The sequence below is a fragment of the Klebsiella sp. MS 92-3 genome, from assembly GCF_000195655.1.
GTDB lineage: Bacteria > Pseudomonadota > Gammaproteobacteria > Enterobacterales > Enterobacteriaceae > Klebsiella > Klebsiella pneumoniae.
Genome location: NZ_GL882836.1, coordinates 1,228 through 1,842, shown reverse-complemented (window position 1 = coordinate 1,842; position 615 = coordinate 1,228). Strand labels below are relative to the sequence as shown.

Genomic DNA, 615 nt, shown 5'->3' with positions numbered 1-615 from the left:
ACGTCGTCGCCACCAGCCGGAGGTTAACCAGACCCCCGGCGAGGCGCAGGCGCTGTTCGTCTGGCGCGACAACCAGGAACACCGCGACGATATTGAACGCCACTACCTGAAGATGCTGACCAGCGCCCGCCGGGAAGTGATTATCGCTAACGCCTATTTTTTCCCCGGCTACCGCCTGCTGCATGCGATGCGCAATGCCGCGCGGCGCGGAGTACGGGTTAAGCTGATCGTGCAGGGCGAACCGGATATTCCCATTGTGAAGTTTGGCGCCCACCTGCTCTATCACTATCTCGTTAAGGGTGGGGTGCAGATTTACGAATATCGCCGTCGCCCGCTGCATGGCAAGGTCGCTCTGGCAGACGACCACTGGGCCACCGTTGGGTCAAGCAACCTGGATCCGCTTAGCCTGTCGCTGAATCTGGAAGCCAATCTGATCATCCACGATCGGGTGTTTAACCAGACGCTGCGCGATAATCTCAACGGGCTTATCGCCCGGGATTGCCAGCGGATCGATAAAACGATGCTGCCGAAACGCAACTGGTGGCGGCTGGGCGTCAGCGTGATGGCTTTCCACTTTCTGCGCCACTTCCCGGCATGGGTCGGCTGGCTACCGGC

The 615-nt window shown here is 60.2% G+C and carries 1 protein-coding gene; it reads left to right on the top strand.

Going from position 1 to position 615, the window contains the following annotated elements; all coding sequences use genetic code 11:
• Window positions 1-615: cardiolipin synthase ClsB (gene clsB / locus HMPREF9538_RS07940; protein WP_009485750.1), on the top strand; the 615-nt coding region annotated here is incomplete at both ends.